General features: G+C 61.4%; 19 protein-coding genes. 6 read left to right on the forward strand and 13 right to left on the reverse strand.

All coding sequences use genetic code 11. The features are described from left to right. Positions 1–185: 185 nt before the first annotated feature. Together mutL and FHW77_RS17000 are read left to right on the forward strand one after the other, a co-directional pair. Positions 186–2,018 (forward strand): DNA mismatch repair endonuclease MutL, encoded by a 1,833-nt coding sequence (mutL, locus tag FHW77_RS16995; protein ID WP_034496289.1) that lies wholly within the window; start codon positions 186–188, stop codon positions 2,016–2,018. A 150-nt stretch (positions 2,019–2,168) separates the two neighbouring features. Then, positions 2,169–2,390 carry a DUF2093 domain-containing protein gene (locus FHW77_RS17000; RefSeq protein ID WP_004440232.1) on the forward strand — a complete coding sequence of 74 codons (222 nt, stop codon included), beginning with the start codon at positions 2,169–2,171 and terminating at the stop codon, positions 2,388–2,390. 106 nt (positions 2,391–2,496) lie between these two features. On the opposite strand, the gene lpxK is transcribed toward FHW77_RS17000, so the two are convergent. The 6 genes from lpxK to FHW77_RS17030 form a co-directional block, all read right to left on the reverse strand. After that, complete coding sequence (gene lpxK / locus FHW77_RS17005; RefSeq protein WP_004440230.1) at positions 2,497–3,543, reverse strand: tetraacyldisaccharide 4'-kinase; 1,047 nt, start codon at positions 3,541–3,543, stop codon at positions 2,497–2,499. A 258-nt stretch (positions 3,544–3,801) separates the two neighbouring features. Then, the gene (locus FHW77_RS17010; protein ID WP_004440228.1) at positions 3,802–4,539 is read right to left on the reverse strand and encodes an HAD family hydrolase; all 738 of its coding nucleotides are present in this window, start codon (positions 4,537–4,539) and stop codon (positions 3,802–3,804) included. Continuing rightward, positions 4,533–5,855, reverse strand: coding sequence for a lipid IV(A) 3-deoxy-D-manno-octulosonic acid transferase (gene waaA, locus FHW77_RS17015; RefSeq protein ID WP_006699512.1), 1,323 nt, complete (start codon positions 5,853–5,855; stop codon positions 4,533–4,535). The genes FHW77_RS17010 and waaA overlap by 7 nt, the downstream gene beginning before the upstream one ends. Before the next feature lie 215 nt (positions 5,856–6,070). Continuing rightward, positions 6,071–6,310, reverse strand: coding sequence for a DUF4170 domain-containing protein (locus FHW77_RS17020; protein ID WP_004440223.1), 240 nt, complete (start codon positions 6,308–6,310; stop codon positions 6,071–6,073). A gap of 60 nt (positions 6,311–6,370) precedes the next feature. Beyond that, the gene (locus FHW77_RS17025; RefSeq protein ID WP_004440221.1) at positions 6,371–7,177 is read right to left on the reverse strand and encodes a 3'(2'),5'-bisphosphate nucleotidase CysQ; all 807 of its coding nucleotides are present in this window, start codon (positions 7,175–7,177) and stop codon (positions 6,371–6,373) included. Between the two features lie 91 nt (positions 7,178–7,268). After that, a complete protein-coding gene (locus FHW77_RS17030) occupies positions 7,269–8,615 on the reverse strand; it encodes a TldD/PmbA family protein (RefSeq protein ID WP_034496291.1) in 1,347 nt (448 codons plus the stop codon). 116 nt (positions 8,616–8,731) lie between these two features. Here FHW77_RS17030 and FHW77_RS17035 point away from each other — a divergent pair, with 116 nt between their 5' ends. Beyond that, complete coding sequence (locus FHW77_RS17035) at positions 8,732–10,561, forward strand: monovalent cation:proton antiporter-2 (CPA2) family protein (protein WP_004440219.1); 1,830 nt, start codon at positions 8,732–8,734, stop codon at positions 10,559–10,561. A gap of 206 nt (positions 10,562–10,767) precedes the next feature. Here FHW77_RS17035 and FHW77_RS17040 read toward each other — a convergent pair whose 3' ends face one another. The 3 genes from FHW77_RS17040 to FHW77_RS17050 form a co-directional block, all read right to left on the reverse strand. After that, positions 10,768–11,694, reverse strand: coding sequence for a patatin-like phospholipase family protein (locus tag FHW77_RS17040; RefSeq protein ID WP_034496294.1), 927 nt, complete (start codon positions 11,692–11,694; stop codon positions 10,768–10,770). A gap of 88 nt (positions 11,695–11,782) precedes the next feature. Beyond that, the gene (gene rsmD / locus FHW77_RS17045; protein ID WP_034495966.1) at positions 11,783–12,340 is read right to left on the reverse strand and encodes a 16S rRNA (guanine(966)-N(2))-methyltransferase RsmD; all 558 of its coding nucleotides are present in this window, start codon (positions 12,338–12,340) and stop codon (positions 11,783–11,785) included. Beyond that, positions 12,321–14,240, reverse strand: coding sequence for a pseudouridine synthase (locus FHW77_RS17050; RefSeq protein ID WP_034495968.1), 1,920 nt, complete (start codon positions 14,238–14,240; stop codon positions 12,321–12,323). The genes rsmD and FHW77_RS17050 overlap by 20 nt, the downstream gene beginning before the upstream one ends. Positions 14,241–14,311: 71 nt before the next feature. On the opposite strand from FHW77_RS17050, the gene FHW77_RS17055 reads away from it, so the two are divergent. Next, positions 14,312–14,770, forward strand: coding sequence for a nucleoside deaminase (locus tag FHW77_RS17055; protein ID WP_004440213.1), 459 nt, complete (start codon positions 14,312–14,314; stop codon positions 14,768–14,770). A gap of 50 nt (positions 14,771–14,820) precedes the next feature. On the opposite strand, the gene FHW77_RS17060 is transcribed toward FHW77_RS17055, so the two are convergent. The 4 genes from FHW77_RS17060 to FHW77_RS17075 form a co-directional block, all read right to left on the reverse strand. Continuing rightward, on the reverse strand, positions 14,821–15,462 hold the full coding sequence (locus tag FHW77_RS17060; protein ID WP_004440212.1) for a hypothetical protein: 642 nt from the start codon (positions 15,460–15,462) through the stop codon (positions 14,821–14,823). Between the two features lie 142 nt (positions 15,463–15,604). Further along, a complete protein-coding gene (gene ileS, locus FHW77_RS17065) occupies positions 15,605–18,508 on the reverse strand; it encodes an isoleucine--tRNA ligase (protein WP_034496298.1) in 2,904 nt (967 codons plus the stop codon). Between the two features lie 280 nt (positions 18,509–18,788). Further along, complete coding sequence (locus FHW77_RS17070; protein WP_004440200.1) at positions 18,789–19,769, reverse strand: bifunctional riboflavin kinase/FAD synthetase; 981 nt, start codon at positions 19,767–19,769, stop codon at positions 18,789–18,791. 57 nt (positions 19,770–19,826) lie between these two features. Further along, the gene (locus FHW77_RS17075) at positions 19,827–20,675 is read right to left on the reverse strand and encodes a TIGR01459 family HAD-type hydrolase (protein ID WP_004440197.1); all 849 of its coding nucleotides are present in this window, start codon (positions 20,673–20,675) and stop codon (positions 19,827–19,829) included. Positions 20,676–21,132: 457 nt separating this feature from the next. Here FHW77_RS17075 and groES point away from each other — a divergent pair, with 457 nt between their 5' ends. Together groES and FHW77_RS17085 are read left to right on the forward strand one after the other, a co-directional pair. Further along, positions 21,133–21,429 (forward strand): co-chaperone GroES, encoded by a 297-nt coding sequence (groES, locus tag FHW77_RS17080; RefSeq protein ID WP_004440196.1) that lies wholly within the window; start codon positions 21,133–21,135, stop codon positions 21,427–21,429. A gap of 73 nt (positions 21,430–21,502) precedes the next feature. Continuing rightward, on the forward strand, positions 21,503–21,918 hold a 416-nt coding region (locus tag FHW77_RS17085; protein WP_286086113.1), incomplete at its 3' end, for a TCP-1/cpn60 chaperonin family protein.

Below are 21,918 nucleotides of genomic sequence, written 5' to 3' on the forward strand. Positions count from 1 at the left end.
TGGCCCCGTTTCTGCGGTCATTTCAAGCTGCCCCACCATAAACAAGGGCGATTAAGGGCGGATTAACGCTTAAACTGCATTGGCGGAAATGGTCCGATGCCATGCAACCCGCAAAACATGTGCAAATTTCCGCGGTCTCAGTTTTTTGCTTTCGAAGCCGGCGCGAATCCGCGAAAATGGCGATCATGGCCATCAAGCAGCTCTCAGAAACCCTTATCAACCAGATCGCCGCCGGCGAGGTCATCGAAAGACCCTCCAGCGCCACGAAGGAACTGGTGGAAAATGCCATCGACGCCGGGGCGACGCGCATCGAGATCGCCACGGCGGGCGGCGGCAAGGGGCTGGTGCGGATTACCGACAATGGCTGTGGCATGTCTCCGGCCGATCTCGAGCTTGCGGTCAGGCGGCACTGCACCTCGAAGATTTCCGATACACTTGACGATATACGCACGCTCGGCTTCCGCGGCGAGGCACTGCCCTCCATCGGCTCCGTGGCCAAGCTGACGATCACCAGCCGCCAGCAGGGCGCGGAGCAGGGTTCGGTGATTTCCGTCACCGGCGGCAAGGTTTCCGATGTGAGGCCGGCCGCCTCGAATGCCGGCACCATCGTCGAGGTGCGCGACCTGTTCTTCGCCACACCGGCACGGCTGAAATTCCTGAAGACGGAACGCGCCGAAGCGGCCGCAATCACCGAAGTCGTCAAACGCATGGCGATCGCCTTTCCGCATATCCGCTTCGTGCTGTCAGGCACGGATCGGTCGACGCTCGAAATTCCGTCGACGGGTGACGATCATCTGGCCCGCATGGCGCAGATTCTCGGTGCGGACTTCAAGGACAACGCCATTGAAATCGATGCCGGGCGTGAGGATGTGACGCTGACGGGCTTTGCCGGCGTGCCCACCTTCAACCGTGGCAATTCGGCGCATCAATATGTCTTCGTCAATGGCCGTCCGGTGCAGGACAAACTGCTTTTATCCGCCATTCGCGGTGCTTATGCCGAAACCGTGCCGCATGGGCGATATCCTGTCGCGGTGCTTTCCATCACGCTCGATCCCGCCTTTGTGGATGTAAACGTACACCCGGCGAAATCCGACGTTCGTTTTCGCGACCCCGGGCTCATTCGCGGGCTGATCGTCGGCGCGATCCGCCAGGCGCTGACGCGTGACGGCGACAGGGCGGCAACGACGGGCGCCAGCCAGATGATGAACGCCTTCCGCCCCGGCTATAGCCCTTCTGGCCTCAGGCCATCGCCTTTCACGACCGCTCCCGCGCCATGGTCCGCCGCGACCTCGCCGTCACGGCCGCTCGCCGTTTCAGGCGCAACGCAGTTTTCGGAGGCGGTACAATCACATTTCTCGGACATCACCACCCCAACGGCGCGGGCCGAGTCTCGGGAAACTTATGAAGCCGGCGCGAGCTCCTCGCCCGAGCCCACGCTCTACCCGCTCGGGGCCGCGCGGGCGCAGCTGCACGAGAACTACATCATCGCGCAGACAGAAAACGGCCTTGTCATCGTCGACCAGCATGCGGCGCATGAGCGGCTGGTTTTCGAGCAGATGCGGAATGCACTGCATTCCAAACGGCCGGCTTCGCAGGTGCTGCTCATCCCCGAAATCATCGATCTGCCGGAAGAAGATTGCGACCGGCTGATGGATCACGCCACCGGTTTCGATGCGCTGGGGCTCGTCATCGAGCGTTTCGGGCCGGGTGCCGTCGCCGTTCGCGAAACCCCGGCCATGCTGGGTGAGGTCAACGTGCAGGGATTGGTGCGCCAGCTTGCCGACGAGATCGCCGAATGGGACGCCGCCTCGACGCTTGCCAACAAGCTGGAATATGTCGCCGCCACCATGGCCTGCCACGGCTCGGTGCGTTCCGGCCGGCGCATGCGGCCGGAGGAGATGAATGCGCTTCTGCGGCAGATGGAAAATACACCGGGTTCGGGCCAGTGTAATCACGGCCGTCCGACCTATATCGAACTGAAGCTTTCCGATATAGAACGGCTCTTCGGCCGCAGCTGACGCCCTCTTACATGCAAGGGCGTCGGGGCTGGCCTTGCGCCACGCCGGCCTATATAAATTCAGGATACTGGAGCATCCGGATTGTTCAGGAAAACGCTACGCCGTTTCGGACTGGGTGCCCCGACAGGACAGAGCAGGAGACGAAAACGGATGAACAGATTTGAAGGAGGCGGCAATCGCCTCGCCGTCATCGAATATCTCGACGGTGACTTCCGCATCGTCCAGACCGGCTCGCATGTCATCTGCGCCATGACAGGCAAGAGCATTCCGCTCGATGAGCTGCGCTACTGGAGCGTGGCGCGGCAGGAGGCCTATGTGGATGCCGCGGCTTCTCTGGAAGCCGAAAAGAAGGCCGGTACTTTGCCGGCATAAGGAGGGAAGCGACGCGTTGAGTGTCGCGCGTGTGCCTCCCTCGTCCCTGTGCTCGTCACGTCAGTGAGGAGAAACCGGCGCACGACGGCTTGTCTTTTTCGGTGCCTTATAGCGACGTCCGCGAATTATCCCGAAGCAAACGGGCGCGGCAGTTCGCCACGGCCGTATCGATAATCGTTCCAGCCGCATTGGGATCGTCGAACACCATGTCGACCTCGATCACCAGGCTGTTCCAGAGCAATTCCTCAGCCCGGCCGTGGTGCCCGTTAAGCCGCACGGCATCCTTGGCCGTGGTGACAAGTTGCAGATCCGCCTTGCCTGCGTCCTGCAGAAGATCGGCAATCTCGTCATCGCTGAAGTGGTGATGATCCGGGAAAGAGCGCTGCATCACGATATCGCCGCCGAGCGCTTCGACGGTTCGATAAAATTTGGCCGGGTCGGCTATGCCCGCATAGGCCAGCACACGCCTTCCCCTGAAATCCTGCGGCTCCTGCGGCGTGATCGCCGCAACGAAAACAGGTTTGGCAGCCTTTGCGGTTCGCCGCACAAGGGCATCGGCCGCGTGACCATTACCGACCTTCAGGAGCCCGGTCATATGCCGCATCTGTTCGGCGAGCGGGGCTCTTACCGGACCGCCCGGCACCAGATGGCCGTTGCCGATGCCGCGCATCGTATCGATGACGACAAGCGCATAATCCAGCGTCAGACGCGCACTCTGAAACCCGTCATCCATGATGATGAGATCGACGCCCTCTTTGATCAGGCGATGCGCACCCTCAACGCGGCGGCGCGAAATCACCGTCACCGCTTCGCGCGCCAGAAGCAACGGCTCGTCGCCGACATCGGCAGAGCGATGATGTGCGGGATCGACAAGGGTGGTGACGTCCAGTGTGCCGCCATAACCGCGGCTGAGAAATCCGGGTTTCAAGCCTTTCGCAACGGCGGCCCTTGCAATTGCCATTGCCGTCGGCGTCTTACCGGCGCCACCCACGGTAAAGTTGCCGATGCAGATGACCGGAACGGTAACACTTGCCCTTTTTGCCGTCCGCATGCGCCGGCCGGCGACCTTGCCGTAAAGAAGCGAGAAAGGAGACAGGAGCCACGCCTGCCAGCCCGCTTTCTGCCACCAGAAGGGCGGCGCTTCAGAAACCATCTATTCCCGCTCCCGGCCGGGTCGCCCACGGCATTGCGTTCGCCATTTCACGTCTGGGAGGTTGTTTGCCAGAAAAAACCGTAAATTGCAAAATCCGAATAGACGGCTTTACGCACCGGTGCTGATACGGACTGGCCGCGATTTAACATGGAACTTCAATCTGCGCGCCGCGATATCCATTTTCTCCGTCATACCGGCTCAAAGCCGGCATGACGGGACTAGAGAGTGCCGCGACAATGCAAACCGTGCGACACCGCTTCAAACAGCCCTTTCCGGCAGCAGCGCTTCGAGCCCGGTGATGTCATCGAAACAATAATGGGCATCCGCACCCAGGCTTTCGCGAGAGCCGGTGCCGGTGAGAACGGCGACCCTTAGACCCGCGCCAGCGTTTTTCGCCATATGCAGATCGTGGTTATTATCGCCGACGACGGCCACGCGGTCGGGAGAGATACCGATCGCCTGACAGAAGCCGAGGACCATGCCGGGCTGCGGCTTGGTGCCGTAACCGCTGTCATATCCCGCAACGAAATCGATATCGTTTTCGAAACCGAAGCGGATGGCCGTCTGGCGGATGGAGTTTTCGTTGTCGCTGGAGGCGATACCGAGCTTGTAGCCGCGAGCCTTCAGCCTCGCGAAAAAACCCTTGAGATCGGTCACCGGCACGGATTTATCCGCGGCCTCGGTAAAAAGCCGGTCGAGACGTTGCGTGAGCTCGACAACATCGCAGGGCGAGCCGGCGGCGACGAGACCGGCGGCGATCTCCGCCGTGTTGCCGGCGGCCAGAAGACTGTCGGGCACCACATGACCGGTAACGGGATCCATGCCGCAGGCGGAGAGAAGCCTGTCGGCGAGGACGGGATCTCCCTTGGCCGCAATCGACGCGAGTTCGCGGTTCACCGGTCCCCAGCTTGCGTCATAGCCCAGCAGCGTGCCGTCCTTGTCGAAAAGCACTGCGGCGATTGACTGCGCGGCGTTGAGTTCTATATCCGCTACCATGATCCGATGGCGCTCCGCGGCTGCAGCTTGGCGGAAACGGTGAGCGGGTTGATATAGGGCTCCAGCGCCTTCACCGTGGAGGACAGCGCGCCGCGCATATCCTGAATGACCCGATTGCCCGCATCGATCATCTTGTAGCGCTCATTATCGTTGACCAGCAGATAATGCACCGCCTTTGCCAGCATCTCCACATCACGGATGATGCGGCCACCACCTGCGCGGATCAGCTTCTGATAGGCCTCGCGGAAGTTCTGCACATGCGCGCCCGACAAAACCGCACAGCCAAGCATGGCAGGCTCCAGCGGGTTCTGCCCGCCTTCGGCCGTCAGCGAGCGGCCAACAAAGGCAAGCTCGGTCAGCCGCAGGTAAAGCCCCATTTCCCCAATGGAGTCCCCGAGGAAAATATCGGTTTCAGGCGTTATCACATCATTGCGGCTGCGGCGAGCAACGGAGAGATTCATGCCCTTCAGCATGGCCTCCACCTCATCTCCACGCTCGGGATGGCGCGGCACGATGATGGTCAGTTGCCCGTTGCGCGACTTGATCGCCGCATGCACGGTGGCCGCGGCCTTCTCCTCACCGTCAAAGGTTGAGATCGCCGCCCATGTCTTGCGATTGCCGACCTGCTTGCGGTAGCTCTCCAGCAGCGCCTCGTCACAGGGCGGCGGGTCGGTGTCACCCTTGAGGTTACCCGATATCACCACCGGCCAGGAGCCGAGATCGCGGAAACGTTCGGCATCGAGATCGGATTGGGCAACCACCAGCGCCAGCTTGGAAAACAGCGATTCAGCAATGTCGTGGCGAGCTTTCCAGCGATCGAAGGAACGGTCGGAAAGGCGTGCATTGACCCGGATCTGCGGAATGTGCCGACGCTCCAGTTCCATCATCGTCACCGGCCAGATTTCGGACTCGGCCGTGATGGCGGCATCGGGTGCCCAGTAGGTCAGGAAACGGTTGACCGCGATCTTGATGTCGAGCGGCACATATTGGTGGATCACGTCATCGCCGAGCCGGGTGCGGGTCAGTTCGGCCGAGGTGACCGTACCCGTGGTCAGAAGCACGAAGATGTCGCGTTTGCGGATTTCGCGGATGAGCGGAATAAGCGCCAGCGTTTCGCCGACACTTGCGGCGTGGAACCAGACGAGCGGCCCGCGCGGGCGCTCGGCACTCGCATAACCGAAACGTTCGAGCCGGCGGCGTTTGTCTTCCTTGCCCTTGGCGGCCCGATAGGAAAGATAGGGCTTGGCAAACGGGTAAGCGGCGATACCGGCAATGCGGTAACCGGAAAGAGCGAAACGTGCGATACGGCTGCTCATGACAGTCTGCCCTTGATCATTCCGCGCAATGCCCTGCCCCTGTTCTGGTTGTTATCGCCGCCTACTTCTTCTCAAATTGCGTCATTTTTTGTCATCGGAAACGAAAGCGCGATCACATTTTCTCGTAACGGCATTCCCGGGCCGCGCCGCTCGCGCAGGAATCACGGGAAAGCGCGCTTTCATCCAATAGTATTACAACGCAAGGGCAAAGGGACTCAAATTTTGTCGTCAGGATTGAGAAGACGGTGCATATGCACGATAAAATAACGCATATGGGCGTTATCGACAGTCATCTGTGCCTTCGACTTCCAAGCCGTGAGCGCGGAGGCGTAATCTGGATAGATGCCGACGATGTCGAGCGCGCTCAAATCCCGGAACTGAACATCCTGAAGGTTTTCCAGTTCGCCGCCGAAGACGAGGTGCAGCAGCTGTTTCGGTTTGCCAGTTTCCGTCATGTCTTATCTCTTTCTTGAACTCTGAGAGAGGCCTTCATCTGCGGGATTTCCCGCCAAACGTCAACTGCCAGACGGATGTGAAAACGCTTTCAAAAGTGCAGGCAGCGCATAATTTGCTGCGGCGCACAATGCGGGGTGGTTCACCCGGCGGCGATTATACATCAGAGGTTTGCCATCCAGACCGGCAAGCCGGCCGCCGGAGCGTTCGAGAATGAGATCCGCCGCGGCCAGGTCCCACTCGTGTGAGTTGGGCATGACCAGCGTACCGTCGATACGACCATCCGCCACCATCGCCAGCCGGTAGGCCAGCGACGGCACATGCGGGACACGCTCGACATTGTTGCGCATCGTTTCCGGCAGATGCGTGATCGCCTCTGCCGCGGCGGCGAGATGGAAGGTGCCGGTATTGCCGCCGCTTGCGGAGATGGGGCTTCCGTTTTTTAACGCCACGCCACCCTCTATCGCGGTAAATTCCTCCGACAGCGCCGGTGCGACGAGCACGCCCACCACCGGTCGCCCTTCATGCACCACGGCAACGCTGATGCACCAGGTATCCCTGCCGCCAATGAAGGCGCGGGTGCCGTCGATGGGATCGACCACAAAGACGGTGGAACGGGAAAGCCTGTCCGTATCGTCATCCGTCTCTTCGGAAAGCCAGCCATAATCCGGCCGGGCGGAGCGCAGAATGGTTTCGAGGATTTCATTTGCGGCGTAATCGGCCGCGCTGACCGGCGAAAGCCCGCCATTCTTCCACCAGACCTCGGGATCCTTGCGGAAGAAACCGAGGGCTGTCTCGCCCGCCTTGCGGGCGGCTTCGAGGACCAGCCTCAGATCGGAGGCCCAGCGGGCCTCATCCATGTCGTTCATCTTGCCGTCTTTTCCGCGCGCCTCAGATGGCGCGCCCGTTTTTCTGTTCGCACTTGCATATGAAGCGCCAGCGAAAACCCCGCAGGTCGCCTCACTTGCCTGCGATCGTCATGCCTTCGATGGCGAGCGTCGGGGCCGCGATGCCGTATTTGCGATCAATATCATTGGCTGGCGTGATCCGCATGAACATGTCCTTCAGGTTCGAGGCAATCGTGACCTCGGAAACCGGAAAGGTCTTTTCGCCGTTCTCGATCCAGAAACCGCTCGCGCCGCAACTATATTCACCAGTGATCATGTTGGCACCGTGGCCGATCAGCTCGGTGACGTAAAAGCCCGACCCGACCTGCCCCAGCAGGTCCTCCGGCGAGAGATCGCCCGGCTCCAGAGCAAGGTTGGTGGAGGCCGGCGAGACCGAAGTGCCGCCACGCACGCCGCGGCCGTTGGTTTCCAGGCCGAGTTCCCGTGCCGCGGAGGTGGAGAGGAACCAGTGCTTCAAAACGCCATCCTCAATCATCGTCATCTTTTCGCCGCGAACACCTTCGCCATCGAAAGGACGAGAGGAAGGGCCACGCACGATCTGAGGATCGTCGGTGAGGTACAGGCCATTTTTCAGCACCTGCTGGCCCATCTTGTCGCGCAGGAAGCTGGTCTTACGGGCAACGGAAGCGCCGTTGATCGCGCCTGCAATCGCACCGACGAAGCCGCGGGCGATGCGTGGATCAAACACCACCGTGATATTGCTGCCGGTATCGACCTGGCGCGGACCGACGCGGCGCACGACTTTTTCACCGGCGCGACGGCCTATCTCTTCGGCGGCATCGAGATCTGCATAATAAAGGCGGCTGTCGAAATCGTAGTCGCGCTCCATCTTCGTGCCTTCGCCGGCGATGACACTGACGGAACGGCTGAAACGGCTGCCCATATAGCTGCCGGCAAAGCCATGCGAGGTGACCAGCACGAGCCCGCCCATGCCGCTCGACGCGCCAGCACCCGAGGAATTGCTGACGCCCTTGACCGCCAGCGCCGCCTCTTCCGAAGCAAGGGCCGCCTCGCGCAATTGATCCGCAGACACGTCCGTTGCATCGAAAAGCTCGAGATCGTCATAGGAAGTTGCCAGCCGTTCCTTGTCCGCAAGGCAGGCAAAGGGGTCTTCCGGCGAAACCTTCGCCATGGCCACTGCCCTTTCCGCCAAGGTCTTCAGATCGAAGCCGGGATTGGCCGAAACGCTTGCCACCCGGCGGCCAACGAAGACACGCAGGGAAAAATCGTCGCTTTCGGAGGATTCGGTGCTTTCCACCTTGCCGAGCCGCACGCCGACCGATTGTGAGCGCGAACGCACGACAACAGCATCCGCCTCATCCGCGCCGGCGGCCCGGGCAAGATCGACAAGCTGGCTGGCGCGCTCGAGAAGTTTGGAAGAATCTATTTCTGAGGACATGAGTTGGCCTTTCATTCCTGTTCCATTTATTGTGCCAGCAACCCCGCATCAAGGGCGAAACGTCGCTTTCTCCGTCCAGAGGGCGCCATCGCCACCCTATTCGAAAGTTCGCCCGCATGACCGAGCACGACGCTCTCTTTTCCGAACCCTTGCTGCTTCTGGCCGGCGCGGTCATTGCGGCCTCCGTTTTCCGCAAACTCGGACTTGGCACCGTGCTCGGGTATCTGGTGGCCGGCATCGTCATCGGGCCGTTCCTGCATCTGGTCACCGATGCGAAGGACATCTTCAACGTCTCGGAACTCGGCGTCGTTTTCCTGCTCTTCATCATCGGGCTGGAACTCAAGCCGTCGCGCATCTGGCAGATGCGGCGCGATATTTTAGGGCTGGGGCTGGCGCAAGTACTGGTGACGGGCAGTGTGCTTGCGGCGATTGTATGGTGGGCGGGGCTGATCGACTGGCGCGGCAGCCTCGTCGCAGGTTTCGGCCTTGCGCTTTCCTCCACCGCCTTTGCACTGCAGATCCTTGCCGATGACGGCGACATGAATACAAGGCATGGCAACCGGTCCTTCTCGATCCTGCTGTTTCAGGATCTCGCCATCGTGCCGCTTCTTGCCCTTGTCACCATTCTTTCCAACCGGCCCGATGTCCCGACGGATTCCATGGTGTCCGATCTCATCGCCTCCGTCGTCGCGGTGGCCGGAATGATCCTTGCCGGGCGGTATCTTCTCACCCCAATGTTCCAGATCATCGCCCGCACCGGCGCGCGGGAGGTGATGATCGCCGCCGCCCTCTTCGTCGTCATCGGCGCCGCCGCGATCATGGAGGCGGTCGGCCTGTCGATGGGCATGGGCGCGTTGCTGGCGGGGTTGATGCTGTCGGAGTCCTCCTATCGGCACGAGCTGGAGGCCGATATAGAGCCGTTTCGCGGATTGTTCCTGGCATTGTTCTTCATGGCCGTCGGCATGTCGCTGCACGTCCATATCGTTTATGAGAACATCGTGCTTATCCTGATCGCCGTGCCTGTCATGATGGCGGTGAAGGCGGCGCTGATCTATGGTCTCTGCCGCATCGCCGGCTCGTCGCGTTATGCATCGAGCCGCATCGCGCTGCTTCTGGCGCAGGGCGGCGAATTCGGCTTCGTGCTCTTCACCACGGCGGCCGCCTCGGGGCTGTTTCCGCAGGCAACCGCGTCGATCCTCGTTGCCGTCGTTACGCTCTCCATGGCGCTGACGCCGCTTCTTGCGGTGATTTCACGCCGGCTGACGGCGGAGGATGCGGAAGAAGACAAGCTGGAAGAGGATTTCGACGGAGCCGGAGCGGATGTGCTGATGATCGGCTTTTCCCGTTTCGGTCAGATCGCCTCGCAGATCCTTCTCGCCGGCGGGCGCGACGTGACCGTGATCGACAGTTCCGCCGATCGCGTGCGTCAGGCCGCCCGTTTCGGTTTCCGTATCTTTTTCGGTGATGGCACCCGCAAGGACGTGCTGATCGCCGCCGGCATCGAACGGGCCGATCTGGTGGCTGTCTGCACCCACAAGAAGGAAGTCACCGACCGTATCATCGACATGATCCAGTCGGAATTTCCAAGCGTTCGCATCTATGCCCGCTCCTATGACCGCATTCATTCGATCGACCTTAGAAAGAAGGGCGTGGAATATGAGCTCCGCGAAACGCTGGAATCCGGCCTGCTGTTTGGCAGGCGTATTCTCGAGGGGCTCGATATGGATGGCGACAGGGCTCTGGCGATTGCCGACGACATTCGCGAACGCGATGAGGAGCGACTGCAGTTGCAAGCCGTGGAAGGCCTCGCCGCCGGCCGGCAAATGCTGCACAACAAGCCGGTACGCGAGGTGAAGCCGGAACCGCTGATGAAGCCGAAGAACAAGGCGGAAAAGCGGGAGGAAGAAGAGGATATGGAGGACAGCGAGACGGAGGTGTCGTTGTGAAATGCGTTCTTCGTAGTGGCTGGGATAGCGCCACTTGTCTCTTCTCCCCGCCGGGCAGAAGTCCGCGGCAGCGGGATGAGGGGGCAAGGGTTCTGTCAATCGCTGGCGTTGCCCCCTCATCCGACCCTTCGGGCCACCTTCTCCCCGGCGGGGAGAAGAAATGCGTGGTACCCGCTCGTTCCTAGCGAATACTCAGGGATTGCTGCTTAAGCCTCCATGCCGTGCCCGCGATGAAACAGCTCTACCTGCAGTTCGATCTGGCGTTTCAGATCATTCTTGATGCTGGACGACGCGTTCAGCACCTCTTCCGACTTCAGGAAGTCCAGCACGCCGAAACGGTGAACCGGTGGGCGTAGGAAAATGTGTGGCGGGCGCAGTCTGAGCTTCAGAGCAATCGCCGCCTGCATCATCAGCTGGCTGGCGCCGAACAGGCTTTCCAATCGGCTGGGCATGGTGGTTCCATCCCCTTCCGGACCACCGACAACATCGACGCCAATGACGATATCGGCGTGATCCAGCAAATGTTCATACGGGACCGGATTGAAGATACCGCCATCGATCATGATGCGGCCATCGATACGAACAGGCATGAACAGCGCCGGAATGGCGGCTGAAGCCGCCAGCGCCTGGATGATCTCGCCGCTCTCGACTACCACTTCGGTCTGGGCGTAATAATCCGTGGTTATCACTTTGAGCGGAATGGCGAGTTCGGAAAAATCCTTCGGCAGCGCCTGTGGCATCAAGGCGTGGAGAATGAGTTCGAGATTGAACTGGCCGAGACGAAAACCGTCCACCGCATGGCGCATCGATGCCGGGCCGAGGCTCCAGAGCCGGTTGGCGACCGAACCTTTGCGTCCCATGAGTTCCAGCGTGTATTCGCGGATTTCGCGGCCAGACATGCCGGCCGCCATGCCCGCGCCGATGATGGAGCCGATGGACGAACCGGAAATTGCCACGGGCCGGATGCCGAGTTCGTCGAAAGCCTCGATAACGTTGATATGGCAGATGCCGCGTGCGCCGCCGCCGCCGAGCGCCAGTCCGAATGTCGGCTCATGATTGCCCGCACCATCGCCTTCGAGAACTTCTTCTCCGGCGCGGACGATCGTGACGCTTTCGTTCCCAGCCTGATCCATGCGAAACACCCAAAACTGGTTACCACGGTGAAGGGGTCTGCCTATCCGGCAAACACGACAAGACCGTGGCGTGACGGGGCACTCCCCGTCAGGGCTCGTAGCGGTAGAAATGCATCTTCGTGTCGCCGAAGATGCGGCTTTCAAGCAGCTTGAACGCCGGATCGACATTGACCGTCACATCGCCGCGCTCTTCCAGAATGGCAAGCGCGCCGGCGTTGAGCCAACCGCCACTATGGGCAGCCGTGAAAGCCTTTTCGCCATGGCCATAGCCATAAGGTGGATCGGCGAAAAGAAGATCGAACGGCTCGATATTGTTGACGCCACCGAGCTTGGTGGCATCACGCCGCAAGATGCGGGCGCGGCCATGCAGACCCAGCGCATCGATATTTTCCCAAAGCAGCCCCCTGCCCTCGACGCCGTTTTCGACGAAGAGCGCCACACGACAGCCGCGCGAAAGCGCCTCCAGCCCGACCGCACCGGTCCCGGCGAAAACGTCCAGAACGCGCGTGCCATCCAGACTTTCCGGATAGGCATGGCTCAGAATGTTGAAGAGGCTTTCCCGCGTCCTGTCGATGGTCGGGCGAATGGAATTTGTTTTCGGCGCGGCCAAGCTCCGGCCGCGGAACTCACCGCCTACGATCCGCATTACGTGTCATTCCCCTGCCTCCAGAAGGTTTGCCACCCGGGCCCTTGCCGCCCGGCTTATTACCGCCGGGGCCCTTGCCGCCAGCGCCTTTTCCGGAAAACCCCGAACGTTCGCCACGCTCGCCCGATTTTCCGAAGGACGGCTTGCCAAAGCCGGGTTTGCCGCCCGGCTTGCCGCCGCGGGGCTTGTCACCCGCTGGCCGCTCGCCGCGGGCGCGATCACCGTCGTCACGGGGTCTGTCGCGGAACGGACGGTCACCAGCGGGTCTTTCCCCCCGGGCGGTGCGATCGCCGAAACTCTTTTCGCCACGTGGGCGGTCGCTGCGCGGACGGTCACCGTCTTCGCGCGGGCGGTCACGGAAGGGCCGGTCGCCGAAGGGTTTGTCGCCCCGGGCCGGACGGTCACCAAACGGCTTGGCACCACGCGGGCGGTCGCCATCTTCACGGGGACGGTCGCGGAACGGCCGATCGCCGAACGACTTGCCGCCGCGTCCGCCACGATCGCCAAAATTCTTCTCGCCACGTGCGGAGCGATCGCCACGGCCCTGCCCGCGGTCATCGTCGCGGGTGGGTTCGGAACGAATCCACTCACCGTCTTCATCGGCATGGCGCACGAGGCTGCGGCGGGCTTCGTCCTGCGCAGAAGGCTTCTTGAACAGGCTTTCCGCCTCAGCACGGGCAGACGACTTGCGTTCCTTGCCGTCACGGGTCGGCTTCGCGCCAGGCGCCATCCAGACATTGGCCGTGCGGCTTGTGCCGGCAGGCTGGCGGGGGCGGCGGTCGTCACCCTCATCCTCGGTGCGGCCCTTGGCGCCGAACTTGCCGGCGGGCTTGTCGCCCCGCTTGGTGTCGAGGCGGCCAAGCGCCTTTTCACGGCGGTCCTCGGACTTGCCGCCTTTTTCGAAGCGTGGCTTGCCTTCCGGCGCATCGCTCTTTGCCCATTCGGCCTTCGCGGGCCGCTTCGGCGCGTTGTCTTCCTCGTCCTCAACGGGGGCATTGTAGATCGGCGCATCGAAATTGGCGCCCGCCTGTTCGATCAGGCGCGGGCCGAGCTGGTCGCGCAGCATCCGGCCACGTACTTCCAGCACCTTGCCTTCGGGCAGATCACCCAGCTGGAACGGACCGTAGGAAACGCGGATCAGACGGTTGACCTCGAGGCCGAGCGCGCCGAGCACGTTCTTGATCTCGCGGTTCTTGCCTTCGCGCAGGCCCATGCTGATCCAGACGTTGTGGCCCTGGGTACGGTCAAGCGTGGCGTCGATCGCGCCGTAGAGCACGCCATCGACGGCGATGCCTTCCTTCAGCTTGTCGAGCGCCGCCTGATCCACCTCACCATGGGCGCGCACGCGGTAACGGCGCAGCCAGCCGGTGGTCGGCAATTCCAGAACGCGGGAAAGACCGCCATCATTGGTAAGCAGCAGCAAGCCTTCGGTATTGATATCGAGGCGGCCGATGGAGAGGACGCGCGGCAGTTCGCTCGGCAGATTGTCGAAAACGGTCGGGCGGCCTTCCGGGTCGGAATTGGTGGTCACCAGACCGGCGGGCTTGTGATAAAGCCACAGCCGCGTGCGCTCGGCGCCGCGAATCGGCATGCCATCCACTTCGATCTTGTCCGACAGCGTGGCGTTGACGACAGGCGTATCCAGCTTGACGCCGTTCAACGACACGCGGCCCTCCATGATCATGCGCTCGACATCGCGGCGCGAAGCCACGCCGGCGCGCGCCATGATCTTGGAAATGCGCTCGGGCTTCGAGGCGCCAACGGTTTCCGGCACCGGGGCGGCCTTTGCCTCGGCAGGTTTCTTTTCGCGCTCGGCGGCGGGTTTGCCGGGGCCTTTCGGCTTCCTGTCTCGGCTAAATGTCTTGCCGCCGTCACGCTTCGGCTTGTCTTTAAAAGTCATTTGCTGTTTGCCTGTTGTTTGGGCTGTCCTATCAGGTCCAAGCACAAGGGTTAAGAGGAAATTGAAACGCAATGGCCGAAAGGACGCATTTCATGGAGCTGGCGCTTTGGGAAGCCCGTGCCGCCGGCGAGCGGCAGGAGGTTCCAATCGGTGCCGTACTGGTACTGGACGGTCGCGTCATCGCCCGTTCCGGCAACCGCACCCGTGAATTGAACGATGTGACGGCGCATGCTGAAATCGCCGTGATCCGTATGGCCTGCGAGGCGCTGGGACAGGAACGCCTGCCCGGTGCCGATCTCTATGTGACACTGGAGCCTTGCACCATGTGCGCGGCGGCAATTTCATTTGCCCGTATCCGTCGGCTCTATTATGGCGCGCAAGACCCGAAGGGCGGTGCAGTGGAGAGTGGCGTGCGGTTTTTCAGCCAGCCGACATGCCATCATGCGCCGGATGTTTATTCGGGACTGGCGGAGAGTGAAAGTGCTGACATCCTGCGGCAATTTTTCCGCGGGAAACGTCTCGACGACTGAGCGACTCGCGGGAGGCGTAAGCCTTCCCGCCAGCCATCAACCATTCGCCATTACTGGAAGGGGTTCCACCAGCTCTTGCCGGTGCCGGCCATTGCCGCTTCTTTCTTGCGGCGCTTTTCCTTTTTCTGCTCCGGCTCGCCGAGATCGGTCAGCTGATCCTGCGGAACGCTGCGATATTCGGCCGGCGGATCGGTGAGGAACTTGCGCTGGGCGTTGACCACAGAGCCGCCCTGGGCTTCGGCCTTGGCCTTGCGGAAGGCTTCCCACTTCTGGCTTTCCGTCATCTGACCGGCGGTGCCGTTGCCGGCGAGCAGCGGCGAACGATAATGCGGGTTGTTCTTGTTGGCATCCGCCTCATCGCGCAGGCGTTCGCGGGTTTCTTCCGGCGATTCGACCCATTGCGGATTGTTTTCGCGGCTCGCCATGTTCTGCTGCGGCTGAGCCAGCTGCTCGGCACGGGCCTGGGCGGGAACGACGAGGCCCGGGCGAGGACCATATTTCAGGTTGCGCTTGGTCTGGTCGCCGGTGATCGAGGTTGCGTTGCCGAGATCGTCGACAAGCTGTTCGGCTGCCGTCTTGCCCGTACCGTAGGTCGGGCTCGTGCACGCGCCGAGCAGCACGCCTATCGTCGTGACGCCAACCACCGTGCGAAACATGCCCAAACCCTGCGCATTACCCTGCATCGTCTTCATTGAAACCCTTCCAGCCGTCCGTCCCACTTCGCCAGACATCGTCTTTCGGCAGGCGGCAGCCCGCATTGCCCTGTAAATCCGGCCATTTTCAGGCAGGTGTACCGGATGAAGAGGCAAAGCGCAATTCATCCGGCCATTTTCATTATGCCAGGGCCGCAAGCTCGCGCAGGGCGGCCGCATCGCGCGCCGAGACATCGGGATAATCCGGATCGGAGCCGACATCGGTGGTGATGCGCCACGAACGCGCGCATTTTTCACCTTCCGCGAGCTTCTGCTCGACCACGACCTTCGGAACTTCCGGCAGGCGGAAACCGTCGGCAGGGCCTTCGTCACCCACAACCGTGATGGCCGAGGTGATACAGATTTCGGCGAAGTCCTGATCCTTCAGCGCGGCCAGAAGATCGGCGTCGGCGATGTGGACGACCGGAGCCGCTTCCAGCGAAGAACCGATGCGCTTTTCACGGCGCTCGACTTCAAGCGCGCCCGTCACGACGGTGCGGACCTTGCGGATTTTCTCCCACTTCGCTTCCAGCGCATCATTCTTCCAGTTTGCCGGGATTTCCGGGAACTGGGCGAGATGCACCGACTCCGCATCCGGGTAGCGCGACAGCCACGCTTCTTCCGTGGTGAAGGGCAGCATGGGGGCAAGCCACGTCACCAGGCAATCGAACAGCTTGGCGATGACCGACAGGGCCGCGCGGCGCTTCAGCGACGACGGCGCGTCGCAATACAGCGTGTCCTTGCGGACGTCGAAATAGAAGGCCGAAAGCTCGACATTGGCAAAGTCGATCAGCGCACGGGTGATCTTCTTGAACTCGAAGCCGTCATAACCTTCGCGAACAACGCCATCCAGTTCGGACAGGCGGTGCAGCACCAGCTTTTCCAGCTCCGGCAGATCGTCATAGGCGATCTCCTCACCCTTGTAATGGGCGAGCGTACCGAGCATCCAGCGGATGGTGTTGCGCAGCTTGCGATAGGCATCGACATTGGTCTGGATGATGGCCTTACCGAGGCGCTGGTCTTCCCAGTAATCCGTGGTCATCACCCACAGGCGCAGGATGTCGGCACCCGACTGGCTCATGACTTCCTGCGGAGCAACCACGTTGCCCAGCGACTTCGACTGTTTGCGCCCCTGCTCATCCATGGTGAAACCGTGGGTCACAACGGCATTGTAAGGCGCACGGCCGCGCGTCGCGCAGCTTTCGAGCAGCGACGAATGGAACCAGCCGCGATGCTGGTCGGAGCCTTCGAGATAGACATCCGCCGGCCACTTCAAGTCCGGGCGGTCTTCCAGCGTGAAGGTGTGAGTGCAGCCGCTGTCGAACCAGACGTCGAGGATGTCCATGACCTGCTGCCACTTGGCATGGTCGTGGTCATTGCCAAGGAAGCGTTCCTTGGCGCCTTCGGCGAACCAGGCGTCCGCGCCTTCGGCCTCGAAAGCCTCGAGGATGCGGGCGTTGACGGCTTCGTCGATCAGAACTTCACCTTTCTCGTCGGCGAAGACGGCGATCGGCACGCCCCAGCTGCGCTGGCGCGACAGAACCCAGTCCGGGCGGCCTTCGATCATGGCGCGCAGGCGGTTCTGGCCGGAAGCCGGCACGAAGCGGGTCTGGTCGATGGCGGAAAGCGAACGGGAGCGCAGCGTCGTGCCGTCGCCCAGTTCCTTGTCCATATAGACGAACCATTGCGGCGTGTTGCGGAAGATGACAGGCTTCTTGGAGCGCCAGCTATGCGGATAGCTGTGCTTCAGACGGCCGCGGGCGAACAGGTTGTTTTCCGCGATCAGCGCCTTGATGACGCGGTCATTGGCGTCACCCTTCTTGCCGTTATCGTCCATGACACGGGCGGCACCGCCTTCGGCCGACGGGCCGAAACCGGGGGCGTCTTCGGTGTAGAAACCGTCATCGCCGACCGTGAATGGGATCTTGGAGGAGATGCCGCGCGCTTCCAGATCGCGCGCCTGCGCCATCCACGCGTCAAAGTCCTCGCGGCCATGGCCGGGGGCTGTGTGCACGAAGCCGGTACCGGCATCGTCTGTGACGTGATCGCCATCGAGAACCGGAACAGGGAAGGTGTAACCCAGCGATGCCAGCGGGTGGGCGCAGGTAACAGCGGCGAGCTCCTCCGCCTTCACATCGCGCAGGCGTGTGAATTCGAGCTTCGCCTTGGCAAAGCATTCGGCTGCCAGCTTGTCTGCGAAGACGAGCTTTTCGCCCGGCTGCGGTCCGAAATCATTGGCCGCCGCCGTGACCTCATAAAGGCCATAGGCGATGCGCGACGAAAACGAGATGGCACGGTTGCCGGGGATCGTCCACGGCGTGGTCGTCCAGATAACGATGGAAGCGCCATCAAGCTCAGCAGAGCCTTCAACGACCGGGAACTTCACCCAGATCGTGTCACTCTCGACGTCATGATATTCGACTTCCGCTTCCGCCAGCGCCGTGCGCTCCACGACCGACCACATGATCGGCTTGGAACCGCGGTAGAGCTGGCCGCTCTTGGCGATCTTCAAAAGTTCGCCGGCGATGCGGGCTTCCGCGTGGAAGTTCATGGTCGTGTAGGGGTTTTCGAAGTCACCCTCGATGCCGAGGCGCTTGAACTCCTCCGACTGGACCTTGATCCAGCCGGCCGCAAACTCACGGCACTCCTTGCGGAATTCGTTGACCGGAACCTCGTCCTTGTTCTTGCCCTTGGCGCGGTAGGCTTCCTCGATCTTCCATTCGATCGGCAGGCCGTGGCAATCCCAGCCGGGCACGTAATTGGCGTCGTAACCGCGCATCTGGAACGAGCGGGTGATGACGTCTTTCAGGATCTTGTTCAGCGCATGGCCGATATGGATATTGCCGTTGGCATAGGGCGGGCCGTCATGCAGCACGAATTTCTCGCGGCCGGCGGCCGAGGCGCGCAGCTTCTTGTAGAGACCCATTTCCTGCCAGCGCTTCACCGTTTCCGGTTCTTTCTGCGGCAGGCCGGCGCGCATCGGAAAATCCGTCTGCGGAAGATAGAGGGTGGTGGAGTAGTCCAGTTTTTCTGCGGTGTCGCTCATGATCATACCGTTGTTGCGCGCCGTGCGGGCCGCGCCATATCAATTGCAAAGAGGGCAAATTCGGAAAGCGCCACGTCCGTCTGTCACAGAAGCGCCAAAATCCCGGACCTTCCGGCTCTCTCAGAGCGGGCGGAAGGCCGGGCCAATAATTCGGCCAATCTGAACTGCAAATTTCAACCGGTATTGGGACATGGCCGGTTGTTTATGCGGTTTTCCGGTAAAAAGGAAGAGAAAAGCGACGGCAAGGGGCGGGCGAATAAGGACATGCCCCACAGCCTGCTCAAAACGCGATCTTCGCATCCACTTCGCTCAGCGGCTGCACACCCGACAGCATCGCCCTCGCCTCTTCTTCATCCCGCTTGATCTGCGCCACGAGCGGATCGAGACCATCGAATTTCAACTCATCGCGCAGATGCCCGAAGAAAGAGACCGAACAGACCTCGCCATAGAGATCGCCCGAAAAATCGAAGACGAATGTTTCGAGCAACGCCGCGCCGTTGTCCGTGACCGTCGGGCGATAACCGAAGCTCGCCACGCCGTCGCGGATCGAGCCATCGGGTCGGCGGAAGCGGACGGCATAGATGCCGGCCTTCAGTTCCGTTTCCGGCGCCAGCGCCATGTTGGCGGTGGGGTAACCCAGCGTGCGGCCAAGCTTCTGGCCGCCGATGACTTCGCTTTCCACCGTGAAACGGTAACCAAGCAGGCCTGCGGCGCCCGCCACATCACCCTCGCACAGAAGCGAGCGTATCCGGCTGGAAGAGACGACATCCGCGCCCTCGTCGCGGAAAGCGTCCACCAGCGTCACATCGAAGCCATGGCGTTTTCCGGCTTCCATCAGGAATGCCGGCCCACCTTCCCGGCCCTTGCCGAAATGGAAATCGAAACCGGTGACGACGGCGCTCGCATGCAGCCAGTCAATCAGGATGGACTGGACGAACTCTTCCGCCGAGCGCTGCGAAAACTCGCGGTCGAACGGATATTCGATGACCGAGCGGAAACCGATGGCCTCAAGGATGCGCGCCTTCAATGGCGCAGGCGTGAGGCGAAAGACCGGCGTATCGGGCCTGAACACGGAACGGGGATGCGGCTCGAAGGTCAGCACCAGCGCGGGGACGCCGCGGGCTTCCGCCAGTTCCAGCGCGCGATCCAGCACGGCCCGGTGGCCGCGATGCACGCCATCGAAATTGCCGATGGCGACGACGCCGCCACGAAGAGCTTCGGGCAGCGGCTCTTTTTTTTCATTGCGGTGAAAGACGGTCATGACAGTCGATCCATTCCAGCGCCAGCTATTCCCGAGGCGAGGCGTAGAAATGCGTCCTCAGGCAAGTCGGGGCATCCACCAGCCGGGTGAAGCGCCCTGCCCCTTGAGATAGGCATTGAGAAGCGCCTCGTCCGTCTGGCCGTTCAGCGTATATTCGGCGACGTGAATACCGCCGCTGATATAAAGAAGGTTGAGACCGCTCGCAATCGCGCCCTTCACATCCGTCGGCATGCCGTCACCGATGGCGAGAACGCGATCCTTGGCGAAGGCGCCGCGCACCTCCTTGGCCGCTGCAAGGCAGGCCTCATAGATCGGCGCATGCGGCTTTCCGGCGATGCGAACCTCGCCGCCAAGCTGTTCGTAATAGGCGGCCATGGCGCCGGCGCAGGGAATGATGCGCTCGCCGCGCTCCACCACCAGATCCGGGTTGGCGCAGATCATCGGCACGTTGCGGGCAATAAAGCCCTTAAGCATTTCGGTATAGTCCTCCGGCGTCTCCGTCTCGTCGTCGAAGAAGCCGGTGCAGACCACGGAGTCCGCGTCGGCCTCGCCAACCACCTCGACATCGAGACCCTCCAACAGCGGCATGTCCCGCTGCGGTCCCAGCAGGAAGACTTTTCTGGGGCCTTCCGCGATCAGGCCACGCGTTACATCGCCCGAGGTGACGATGCGGTCATAGGCCTCGTCGGGCACGCCGAGCACACGCAGCTGGGCGATGACGCCGGGCGCGGGACGCGGTGAATTGGTGATGAGAACCACGGTCTTGCCGGCCTCGCGCGCGCTTCTCAGGGCAATGGCCGCGTCCGGAAAGGCGCTGACGCCATTGTGCAGCACGCCCCAGACATCCGACAGGATAACGTCGAACCCATCAGTGATTTCGCCGAGAGTTTGAATGCGGTGGGCCATGAGATGCTTTCCGGATGCGAGAAGAGTGTGTGCGTCACATCGCAAAGCGGGACGCCGATGGCAAGGAAAAAAGCGCCGCCGGTCCGGGCTTCGGACTGAACGGAATGGCGCGTCACACTCGACGTCATCCTCAGGCTTATCCCGCGCATCCAAACCCGTCACGAAAATCAATGCGTTGGCAGATCATATTCCCGGGACAAGCCGGAGGAAGACAGCGGCGCGCTTTTCGAGCCTTCCAGCCTCCCGATTTGAAGCTTCATAGCATCGCGCAGACATAGAAATTCCTGTCATGGAACGCTGGTAACCATAGGCCATGAAATTTTTCAGACAGGGCGTTCTTGACTCCGGAAGAAGCCCTCCTTATCTCGGTTCCGCTGGCACTCGATAAACGAGAGTGCTAACACCCATCAGGCGAGTTCCAAAAGCTCGCGCAGTCATTTGATCGAGGGATTAGACAATGACAAGCACCAATTTCCGCCCGCTTCACGATCGCGTCGTTGTTCGTCGCGTTGAGTCCGAAGAAAAGACCAAGGGCGGCATCATCATTCCCGACACCGCCAAGGAAAAGCCGCAGGAAGGCGAAATCGTCGCCGTCGGTTCCGGCGCACGTGACGAAGCCGGCAAGGTCGTCGCTCTCGACGTCAAGGTTGGCGATCGCGTTCTGTTCGGCAAGTGGTCGGGCACCGAAGTCAAGCTCAACGGCGAAGACCTTCTGATCATGAAGGAAGCCGACATCATGGGCATCATCGGCTGATTTCGGCCACCCCATCCTTCCTTAAATTTCAAGCCGGACCCCGTCCGGCCATTCGAAACCAGGAGTTTTGAAAATGGCAGCCAAAGAAGTAAAATTCGGCCGCACAGCACGCGAAAAGATGCTCAAGGGCGTCGACGTTCTTGCTGATGCAGTGAAGGTAACCCTCGGCCCGAAGGGTCGTAACGTCGTTATCGACAAGTCCTTCGGCGCTCCGCGCATCACCAAGGACGGCGTTTCGGTCGCCAAGGAAATCGAACTGGAAGACAAGTTCGAGAACATGGGCGCACAGCTCGTTCGCGAAGTTGCCTCCAAGACCAACGACATCGCCGGTGACGGCACCACCACCGCGACCGTTCTGGCCCAGGCCATCGTTCGCGAAGGTTCCAAGGCAGTCGCTGCCGGCATGAACCCGATGGACCTGAAGCGCGGTATCGATCTGGCCGTTGCTGAAGTCGTCAAGGACCTTCAGGCCAAGGCCAAGAAGATCAA

Origin of the sequence: Agrobacterium sp. RC10-4-1, from assembly GCF_014138475.1 — a bacterium.
Taxonomy (GTDB): domain Bacteria; phylum Pseudomonadota; class Alphaproteobacteria; order Rhizobiales; family Rhizobiaceae; genus Agrobacterium; species Agrobacterium pusense.

Coding starts and splice junctions, on each gene's coding strand:
- mutL (WP_034496289.1), top strand. CDS start 186: ATGGCCATCAAGCAGCTCTCAGAAACCCTTATCAACCAGATCGCCGCC.
- FHW77_RS17000 (WP_004440232.1), top strand. CDS start 2,169: ATGAACAGATTTGAAGGAGGCGGCAATCGCCTCGCCGTCATCGAATAT.
- FHW77_RS17070 (WP_004440200.1), bottom strand. CDS start 19,769: ATGACCGTCTTTCACCGCAATGAAAAAAAAGAGCCGCTGCCCGAAGCT.
- FHW77_RS17050 (WP_034495968.1), bottom strand. CDS start 14,240: ATGACTTTTAAAGACAAGCCGAAGCGTGACGGCGGCAAGACATTTAGC.
- waaA (WP_006699512.1), bottom strand. CDS start 5,855: ATGAGCAGCCGTATCGCACGTTTCGCTCTTTCCGGTTACCGCATTGCC.
- FHW77_RS17075 (WP_004440197.1), bottom strand. CDS start 20,675: ATGGCCCACCGCATTCAAACTCTCGGCGAAATCACTGATGGGTTCGAC.
- lpxK (WP_004440230.1), bottom strand. CDS start 3,543: ATGGTTTCTGAAGCGCCGCCCTTCTGGTGGCAGAAAGCGGGCTGGCAG.
- FHW77_RS17055 (WP_004440213.1), top strand. CDS start 14,312: ATGGCCGAAAGGACGCATTTCATGGAGCTGGCGCTTTGGGAAGCCCGT.
- FHW77_RS17040 (WP_034496294.1), bottom strand. CDS start 11,694: ATGGATCAGGCTGGGAACGAAAGCGTCACGATCGTCCGCGCCGGAGAA.
- FHW77_RS17060 (WP_004440212.1), bottom strand. CDS start 15,462: ATGAAGACGATGCAGGGTAATGCGCAGGGTTTGGGCATGTTTCGCACG.
- FHW77_RS17030 (WP_034496291.1), bottom strand. CDS start 8,615: ATGTCCTCAGAAATAGATTCTTCCAAACTTCTCGAGCGCGCCAGCCAG.
- FHW77_RS17010 (WP_004440228.1), bottom strand. CDS start 4,539: ATGGTAGCGGATATAGAACTCAACGCCGCGCAGTCAATCGCCGCAGTG.
- FHW77_RS17035 (WP_004440219.1), top strand. CDS start 8,732: ATGACCGAGCACGACGCTCTCTTTTCCGAACCCTTGCTGCTTCTGGCC.
- FHW77_RS17025 (WP_004440221.1), bottom strand. CDS start 7,177: ATGAACGACATGGATGAGGCCCGCTGGGCCTCCGATCTGAGGCTGGTC.
- rsmD (WP_034495966.1), bottom strand. CDS start 12,340: ATGCGGATCGTAGGCGGTGAGTTCCGCGGCCGGAGCTTGGCCGCGCCG.
- FHW77_RS17020 (WP_004440223.1), bottom strand. CDS start 6,310: ATGACGGAAACTGGCAAACCGAAACAGCTGCTGCACCTCGTCTTCGGC.
- groES (WP_004440196.1), top strand. CDS start 21,133: ATGACAAGCACCAATTTCCGCCCGCTTCACGATCGCGTCGTTGTTCGT.
- ileS (WP_034496298.1), bottom strand. CDS start 18,508: ATGAGCGACACCGCAGAAAAACTGGACTACTCCACCACCCTCTATCTT.